The following is an 8,724-nucleotide window of genomic DNA, read 5'->3' on the forward strand; positions in this document are numbered from 1 at the left end:
GCCAGCAATGCTGGCTTTTTTCATTTTGGGGAACTGTCATGGCCGAACCGCAGCTGCTGTTGAATTACACCGGGCATCTGCCTGAATGCCCGACGTGGAGCGCAGAAGAGCACGCGCTCTACTGGGCCGATATTCTGGAAGGGGAGATCCACCGCTACCATCTGCCGACGGCGGAACACACCGTACTTTCTTTCCACGAGGAGGTGGGCTGTTTCGCGCTGCGCGAGCGCGGCGGGTTTATCGTCGCCATGCGCAATGGCATCTGGCTTGCCGATAAGCATGGCCTTCTGCAGCGCAAGGTGTGCGATAACCCCTCTAATCCGCAGCTGGCGCGTTTTAACGATGGGGGCACCGACCATCAGGGCCGGTTCTATGCGGGCACGTTCTGGGGACCGGGAGATTACAACGGCGCCCTGCTGATGCGCACCGACAACGACCTGACGCCGAAGGTGATCCAGTGCGATATTCACGGTCACAATGGCTTAGCGTTTAGCCCGGATAAGCAGTGGATGTTTACCTCAGACACGCCAAACGGTGTGATCTACCGTACCCCGCTTGATGAGCAGGGAGAACCCGGCAGGCGCGAGGTGTTTCGTCAGTTTAAAGAGGGTGAAGGGATTCCGGACGGCGCGGCGATGGACGTGGAAGGCTGCTACTGGAGCGCGCTGTTTGACGGCTGGCGGATTGCGCGTTTTTCACCGCAAGGGGAGCAACTGGAAGAATACCGCATGCCGGTACGTTGCCCGACGATGGTCTGCTTTGGCGGCGATGACATGAAAACGCTGTTTATTACCACCACGCGGGAAAATATGGATGCAGAAGAGGTGGCGAAGTATCCGCTCTCCGGCGCCATCTTCACCCTGCCGGTTAACGTGGCAGGGATGAAGAAAAGCCGCTTTATCGAACGTTAGCTCGGATCGACCGGGACGACGTTTTCGCTCGGGTAGCAGCCCAGCACCTTCATGGAACGTGTGATCTCGCCCAGCTCGCGCAGGGCTTTCTGCATGGAAGCAGACTCGAGGTTGGCCTGGATATCGAGGTAGAACATCTCTTCCCACGGGTTACCGTGGATCGGACGTGATTCCAGCTTCGTCATGATCAGGTTGTGATTACGCAGCACCAGCAGGGCTTCAACCAGCGCACCGGCCTGCTGGCCGGTGGCCATCAGCAGCGTGGTTTTAGCCGGTACCTGGTCAGACACATTGATTGCCTTGCGGGCCAGCACCACGAAGCGGGTAATGTTTTGTGTCTGGTTTGCCAGGTTGCGTTCCAGCACCTGTAAACCATACAGCGCGCCGCCCGCTTCGCTGCCGAGCGCCGCGACGGTGGGGGAGTTCGCCTGCGCCACTTTTTCCATCGCCGCCGAGGTGCTCTCGGTGTACTCAATTTTCCAGTTCGGATAGCGGTTCAGGAACTGGCTGCACTGCTGGAACGGCTGCGGGTGGCTGTAGACCGTTTCGATCGTGTTCAGGTCCGTTGAGCCGGAGACCAGCACGCAGTGATCGATAGGGATCGTCAGCTCGCCGACTAGCGACAGGCTGGTGTGCTGCAGCAAGTCGTAGACGTCGTTGATGGCACCGGAGCTGGTGTTCTCAATCGGCACCACGGCGTAATCCGCCTGACCGGTTTCGACCTGGTTAAAAATGTCGGCAAACTTCGCGCAGCCGCTTTCAATAAATTCTTCGAAATGGCGTGCGGCATACTGACGTGCGGCCAGGTGAGAATAAGAGCCCTTGGGCCCGAGGAAGGCGATACGCGCAGAATGCGGATTGGTTTTATTGAGATGCTGCTGGAGTAGCGCTTGCTGGGTGAGAACGGAATCTTCGATGATGAGCTGGAACAACCGGGTAATGTAGTGGGCATCGAGGTGATGCGCTTTGCCGAGCTGAATGAGACGTTCCAGCAGATCCCGCTCGCGGTCGATATCACGGACCGGACGATGGGAGTCCAGCTTGGCTTTGCCCACTTCAACGGCAAGGGCGCGGCGTTCGGCCAGCAGCGCCAGCAGTTTCTCATCCAGCGCGCTGATTTTTACGCGCAGATCCAGTAACGGGTTTTCCGGTGTCATAGTGTTGCCTGTCTCATTTTATCGTTATCAATAAAAAAGGCCCCCCGGTGTGGGAGGCCTTGTTGTTCGTCTTCGCATTCTTTATCACACGACGAAACGCCTCCCGTTCAGGGGAAGGTAAAAAAGAATGCGAAGAAGAACGGCGTAAGTTTCATAAAGTCATCCTGTGAGTGATACCGTTAAAGTACCCGTACTGTTTTCACCCTGTCAATAAAAAACAAAAAACGCGCCCGAAGGCGCGTTGGCGGTACACTCAATTTAAAGGATTACTCTTCTTCAACTTCTTCCGCGAAGCTGGCGTCTTTCACCGATGTTGCGGCGCGACGGGCTTCACCTTTGTGTTGCACTTTATTGAGCTGCCGTTCCAGCTTGTTGATCAAATCGTTAATAGCGGTGTACATATCCTCGTGTTTTGCGCTGGCGACCAGATGGCCGTTTGGAGTATTGATAGTTGCGTCAGCGATGAAACCCTGCGGCTCCTTGGACAGGATGATATGTGGATTAATCAAATGTGTTTGCCATTTATCCAGTTTGGCGAGACGGTCTGCGACGTGCTGGCGAATTGCCGGAGTAATTTCCATTTGTTTACTGGTAATGTTCATTGTCATAAATTTTACCTCTTGTCTTTCCGTCTTGGTGATTCCAGCATACCCGACCTAATGTCAAAATGTGTGATTTAGATCACGTTATTTTGTCGGTTTTTGTCAGGGAATCTTTTTTGTGAGGCAGGGCAGGAAGAGGTGAGATTTACCTTGTAGAAGGCATAAATTGGGGCCATAGTTGACAGGATGTGTTGAGGCTAGCGCGCTTCAGCGACGCTCAGAAACGAATAAAAAAACGGCAGCCCGAAGGCTGCCGTTTTGCATTGAGGCAAAATCAGGTGTTGCTGCTGTTCGCGGCGATGATTTTCGCCACTTTTTCAGCCTGAGCGGTCATCTGCATCTGACGGTAAGCATTTTCCATCAGCTTCAGGCCGTCACGCGTTGCCTGAGTATCCGGGTAATCACGCAGCATACCTTCTACGCGGTTAACCACGGCAACCCATGCGCCACGGCGGGTATAGTATTCCGCCACGGAGTATTCATATTTCGCCAGACGATCTTTCAGGAACACCAGACGCTTGGTGGCGTCGGTCACGTACTGACTGTTCGGATAGCCGCGCACCAGTTTGGAGAAGTCATTGAAGGCATCACGCGCATGCTGCGGGTCACGGTCGGAACGATCCACGCCGAAGAAGCCCTGCAGCGCACTGTCGTCCAGCGCCATGTTGGTAAGACCGCGCATGTACATCACGTAGTCGATGTTAGGATGAGTCGGGTTCAGACGCATGAAACGATCGATGGTTGCCTGAGCCAGCGGCAGATCGGCATTTTTATAGTATGCGTAGATGAGATCTAACTGTACCTGCTGCGAATACGGACCAAATGGATAGCGATTATCCAACGCTTCCAGTTGCGTTATCGCCTGTTTCCAGTTACCGTCCTGCAACTTTTGTTGTGCAGTCGCATAGATTTCATTCGGCGGATTGTCAGGGACCTGTTCATTTGAACCGGAGCAGCCCACCAAAGCCAGGCTCAACGTGGCCGCTGCCACCAGATATTTCATGCGCGTCATGACGTTTTGACTTTCCTCAAATGTTTGTCCGGGAGAAACTCTGTTCCTGCTCCCGATTAAGACCAGCTACAATAGCACACTATATTAAACGGCAAAGCCGTAAAACCCAACGTTAAACGAAGAAGCAGTTTATGGCACAACGAGTAGAACTCACCGCAACAGTCTCCGAAAATCAGCTCGGTCAACGCTTAGATCAGGCTTTGGCCGAATTGTTCCCTGATTATTCGCGTTCACGCATAAAAGAATGGATCCTTGACCAGCGCGTGCTGGTAAACGGCAAGATCTGGGACAAACCAAAAGAGAAAGTGTTAGGTGGGGAAGCTGTCGCCATCAATGCTGAAATCGAAGAGGAAATCCGCTTCGAGCCGCAGGATATCCCACTGGACATCGTCTATGAAGATGATGACATTCTGGTGATCAACAAGCCGCGCGACCTGGTTGTTCATCCGGGCGCGGGGAACCCTGACGGTACGGTACTTAACGCACTTCTCCATTACTATCCACCGATCGCGGATGTCCCGCGCGCGGGCATCGTGCACCGTCTGGATAAAGACACCACGGGTTTGATGGTGGTGGCGAAGACCGTTCCTGCTCAGACACGTCTGGTGGAGTCGCTGCAGCTGCGCGAAATCACCCGTGAGTATGAAGCGGTAGCCATTGGGCATATGACCTCTGGCGGAACGGTGGAGGAGCCTATCAGCCGTCACCCAACCAAGCGTACCCATATGTCGGTGCATCCGATGGGTAAACCGGCGGTGACGCACTATCGCATTATGGAACACTTCCGTATTCATACGCGCCTGCGTCTGCGTCTGGAAACCGGGCGTACTCACCAGATCCGTGTGCATATGGCCCACATTACCCATCCGCTGGTGGGCGATCAGGTCTACGGTGGCCGTCCGCGTCCGCCTAAAGGCGCATCGGATGAGTTCATCAGCGTATTGCGTAAATTCGATCGTCAGGCGCTGCACGCGACGATGCTGCGTCTTTACCATCCTATCACCGGCATTCAGATGGAGTGGCATGCGCCTATCCCTCAGGATATGGTGGATCTTATTGACGCCATGCGTGCTGATTTCGAAGAACATAAGGATCAAGTGGACTGGTTATGACCAAACTGATTGTCCCGGAGTGGCCATTGCCTGCTGGCGTGGCTGCCTGCAGTTCAACCCGCACTGGCGGTGTTAGCCAGGGCGCGTGGGAGTCATTGAACCTCGGTGCGCACTGTGGTGACAACCTGGAACACGTTGAAGAGAACCGCAGGCGTCTGTTTGCTGCGGGGAACTTGCCGTCGAAGCCAGTCTGGCTGGAACAGGTTCACGGCAAGGCGGTGCTGAAGTTGACGGGAGAACCCTATGCTTCTAAACGCGCTGATGCCTCTTACAGCAATACTCCGGGAACCGTTTGTGCCGTAATGACCGCCGATTGTCTGCCAGTGCTGTTCTGCAACCGTGCAGGTACCGAGGTGGCTGCAGCACACGCGGGCTGGCGTGGACTGTGTGAAGGCGTGCTGGAAGAAACCGTCGCCTGTTTTAAGGATGAGCCCGCCAATATTATGGCCTGGCTTGGCCCGGCCATTGGTCCTCGCGCTTTTGAAGTGGGCCCAGAGGTCCGCGACGCCTTTATGGATAAAGATCCGCAAGCGGTGGACGCCTTCCTGCCTTCTGGAGATAAATATCTGGCCGATATTTACCAGCTTGCGCGTCAGCGTTTGAATAACGTGGGCGTAACGCAGATCTCCGGCGGCGATCGCTGCACATTCACCGAAAAGGGTGATTTTTTCTCTTATCGCCGCGACAAGACCACTGGTCGTATGGCAAGTTTTATTTGGCTGATATAACCTAAAGAATCAAGACGATCCGGTACGTGCCGTTTTCTTTTCACATAATTCAGGTCATTAACCTTGAATAATTGAGGGATGACCTCATTTAATCTCCAGTAGCAAATTTGACCTGTTATGGGAGGAGTTATGCGTCTGGATCGTCTTACTAATAAATTCCAGCTTGCTCTCGCCGATGCCCAGTCCCTCGCACTGGGGCACGACAACCAATTTATCGAACCTCTTCATTTAATGAGCGCCTTGCTGAATCAGGAAGGGGGATCGGTACGTCCTTTATTAACGTCCGCTGGCATTAATGCTGGCCAGTTACGCACCGCTATCGATCAGGCGCTGAGCCGTTTGCCGCAGGTCGAAGGGACCGGCGGCGACGTTCAGCCGTCGCAGGATCTGGTGCGCGTGCTGAACCTTTGCGACAAGCTGGCGCAAAAACGTGGGGACAACTTTATTTCGTCAGAGCTATTTGTTCTGGCGGCGCTTGAATCACGCGGTACCTTGACCGACCTGCTGAAATCTGCCGGTGCGACCACCGCCAATGTGACTCAGGCGATTGAGAAAATGCGCGGAGGTGAAAGCGTGAACGATCAGGGAGCCGAAGACCAACGTCAGGCTTTGAAGAAATTTACGGTCGATCTGACCGAGCGTGCTGAACAGGGCAAACTTGACCCGGTTATCGGCCGTGATGAAGAAATCCGCCGTACCATTCAGGTACTGCAGCGTCGTACCAAGAACAACCCGGTGCTGATTGGTGAACCGGGTGTCGGTAAAACCGCCATTGTTGAAGGGCTGGCGCAGCGTATCGTCAACGGTGAAGTGCCGGAAGGCCTGAAGGGCCGCCGCGTGCTGGCGCTGGACATGGGCGCGCTGGTGGCCGGTGCGAAATACCGCGGCGAGTTCGAAGAGCGCCTGAAAGGCGTGCTTAACGACCTGGCGAAGCAGGAAGGCAACGTCATTCTGTTTATCGATGAACTGCACACCATGGTCGGCGCGGGCAAAGCAGACGGCGCGATGGATGCCGGGAATATGCTGAAACCTGCGCTGGCGCGCGGTGAGCTTCACTGCGTCGGTGCCACTACGCTGGATGAGTATCGTCAGTACATTGAGAAAGATGCTGCTCTTGAGCGTCGTTTCCAGAAAGTGTTTGTTGCTGAACCAAGCGTTGAAGATACCATCGCGATCCTGCGTGGTCTGAAAGAGCGCTATGAACTGCACCACCACGTGCAGATCACTGACCCGGCCATCGTTGCGGCGGCGACGCTTTCGCATCGTTATATTGCTGACCGTCAGCTGCCGGATAAAGCGATCGACCTGATTGATGAAGCGGCGTCGAGCATTCGTATGCAAATTGACTCGAAGCCGGAAGAGCTGGACCGGCTTGACCGACGCATCATTCAGCTCAAGCTGGAACAGCAGGCGCTGAAGAAAGAGTCTGATGAAGCCAGTAAGAAACGCCTCGATATGCTCAATGAAGAACTGGACGATAAAGAGCGCCAGTATTCTGAGCTGGAAGAAGAGTGGAAAGCCGAGAAAGCATCCCTTTCTGGCACGCAGACCATCAAAGCTGAACTCGAACAGGCAAAAATTGCCATTGAGCAGGCTCGCCGTGTCGGCGATTTGGCGCGGATGTCTGAACTGCAGTACGGCAAAATTCCTGAGCTGGAAAAACAGCTTGAGATAGCGACGCAGTCAGAAGGGAAAACGATGCGTCTGTTACGTAATAAGGTGACGGATGCAGAAATCGCGGAAGTGCTTGCTCGCTGGACCGGTATTCCGGTGGCGCGCATGCTGGAAGGCGAGCGTGAAAAACTGCTGCGCATGGAGAACGATCTCCACAATCGTGTGATTGGTCAAAACGAAGCGGTTGAGGCGGTATCGAACGCTATTCGCCGTAGCCGTGCGGGGCTTTCCGATCCTAATCGTCCTATCGGTTCGTTCCTGTTCCTGGGGCCGACCGGTGTCGGTAAAACCGAGCTGTGTAAAGCGCTGGCTAACTTTATGTTCGATAGCGACGATGCGATGGTGCGTATCGACATGTCCGAGTTTATGGAGAAACACTCCGTCTCGCGTCTGGTCGGTGCGCCTCCGGGATATGTCGGTTATGAAGAAGGCGGTTACCTGACGGAAGCGGTTCGCCGTCGTCCTTATTCCGTCATCCTGCTGGATGAAGTGGAAAAAGCACACCCGGATGTGTTCAACATCCTGTTGCAGGTGCTGGACGATGGTCGTCTGACCGACGGGCAGGGGAGAACGGTCGACTTCCGTAATACGGTTGTCATCATGACCTCGAACCTGGGTTCCGATTTGATTCAGGAACGTTTCGGTGAACTTGACTACAGCCATATGAAGGATCTGGTGCTCGGTGTGGTGAGCCATAACTTCCGTCCTGAGTTCATCAACCGTATTGATGAAGTGGTGGTATTCCATCCTCTGGGTGAGAAACACATTGCGTCGATTGCGCAGATCCAGCTGCAGCGTCTGTACAAACGTCTGGAAGAGCGTGGGTATGAAATTCACATCTCCGACGAGGCGCTGAAGCTGCTGAGCGAGAATGGTTACGATCCGGTTTACGGTGCGCGTCCATTGAAACGTGCTATCCAGCAGCAGATCGAAAACCCACTGGCGCAGCAGATCCTCTCCGGAGAGTTGATTCCAGGCAAAGTTATTCGTCTGGAAGCCAACGACGATCGCATTGTGGCAGTGCAGTAAGTCACAAAACGCAAAAACGAGCCGCTTGCGGCTCGTTTTTGTTTAAAAACCAGGCGAAAATTGAGGTCTGGAGTCGGTTTTGCCTGGAAAGTGAGCAGTCAGTAAATAAATTTCACTTTATCCTTGCAGGTTCAGAATTACTCCCTATAATGCGCCTCCACTGACACGGAACAACGGCACACACGCCGCCGGGTCAGCAGAGAAAAGCAAAAATAAACGCTTGACTCTGAAGCGGGAAAGCGTAATATGCACACCCCGCGCCGCAGCGAAAAGCGAAGCGGCACTGCTCTTTAACAATTTATCAGACAATCTGTGTGGGCACTCAAAGTGACATGGATTCTTAACGTCCTCGGACGAAAAATGAATACCAAGTCTCTGAGTGAACATACGTAATTCATTACGAAGTTTAATTCACGAGCATCAAACTTAAATTGAAGAGTTTGATCATGGCTCAGATTGAACGCTGGCGGCAGGCCTAACACATGCAAGTCGAGCGGTA

8 protein-coding genes, 1 rRNA gene and 1 other annotated feature are annotated in these 8,724 nt (G+C 53.9%); of the genes, 5 read left to right on the forward strand and 4 right to left on the reverse strand.

Annotation, left to right across the window (positions count from 1 at the left end; genetic code table 11):
• Positions 1-38: 38 nt before the first annotated feature.
• Positions 39-911: an SMP-30/gluconolactonase/LRE family protein gene (locus AC0TN7_RS15365; protein WP_473702255.1), complete on the forward strand. Its 873-nt coding sequence runs from the start codon at positions 39-41 to the stop codon at positions 909-911.
• Here AC0TN7_RS15365 and pheA read toward each other — a convergent pair.
• From pheA to bamD, 4 genes are all read right to left on the reverse strand, one after another.
• Positions 908-2,068 carry a bifunctional chorismate mutase/prephenate dehydratase gene (pheA, locus tag AC0TN7_RS15370; protein WP_061714606.1) on the reverse strand — a complete coding sequence of 387 codons (1,161 nt, stop codon included), beginning with the start codon at positions 2,066-2,068 and terminating at the stop codon, positions 908-910. The two genes, AC0TN7_RS15365 and pheA, sit on opposite strands and share 4 nt — an antisense overlap.
• Before the next feature lie 30 nt (positions 2,069-2,098).
• Positions 2,099-2,224, reverse strand: a sequence feature (Phe leader region).
• Positions 2,176-2,223 carry a pheA operon leader peptide PheL gene (gene pheL / locus AC0TN7_RS15375; RefSeq protein WP_100249759.1) on the reverse strand — a complete coding sequence of 16 codons (48 nt, stop codon included), beginning with the start codon at positions 2,221-2,223 and terminating at the stop codon, positions 2,176-2,178. (Overlaps the previous feature by 48 nt.)
• 110 nt (positions 2,225-2,334) lie before the next feature.
• Positions 2,335-2,676: a ribosome-associated translation inhibitor RaiA gene (gene raiA / locus AC0TN7_RS15380; RefSeq protein ID WP_003863162.1), complete on the reverse strand. Its 342-nt coding sequence runs from the start codon at positions 2,674-2,676 to the stop codon at positions 2,335-2,337.
• A gap of 268 nt (positions 2,677-2,944) precedes the next feature.
• Positions 2,945-3,682 (reverse strand): outer membrane protein assembly factor BamD, encoded by a 738-nt coding sequence (gene bamD, locus AC0TN7_RS15385; protein ID WP_023308867.1) that lies wholly within the window; start codon positions 3,680-3,682, stop codon positions 2,945-2,947.
• Positions 3,683-3,813: 131 nt separating this feature from the next.
• On the opposite strand from bamD, the gene rluD reads away from it, so the two are divergent.
• The 4 genes from rluD to AC0TN7_RS15405 all read left to right on the forward strand — a co-directional run.
• A complete protein-coding gene (gene rluD, locus AC0TN7_RS15390) occupies positions 3,814-4,794 on the forward strand; it encodes a 23S rRNA pseudouridine(1911/1915/1917) synthase RluD (protein WP_023308866.1) in 981 nt (326 codons plus the stop codon).
• A complete protein-coding gene (gene yfiH / locus AC0TN7_RS15395; protein ID WP_090418264.1) occupies positions 4,791-5,522 on the forward strand; it encodes a purine nucleoside phosphorylase YfiH in 732 nt (243 codons plus the stop codon). The genes rluD and yfiH overlap by 4 nt, the downstream gene beginning before the upstream one ends.
• A 129-nt stretch (positions 5,523-5,651) precedes the next feature.
• Complete coding sequence (clpB, locus tag AC0TN7_RS15400; RefSeq protein WP_032646889.1) at positions 5,652-8,225, forward strand: ATP-dependent chaperone ClpB; 2,574 nt, start codon at positions 5,652-5,654, stop codon at positions 8,223-8,225.
• Positions 8,226-8,653: 428 nt separating this feature from the next.
• Positions 8,654-8,724 (forward strand): 16S ribosomal RNA (locus AC0TN7_RS15405); the annotation flags it as partial.

The organism is Enterobacter sp. PL_is511, from assembly GCF_055816065.1.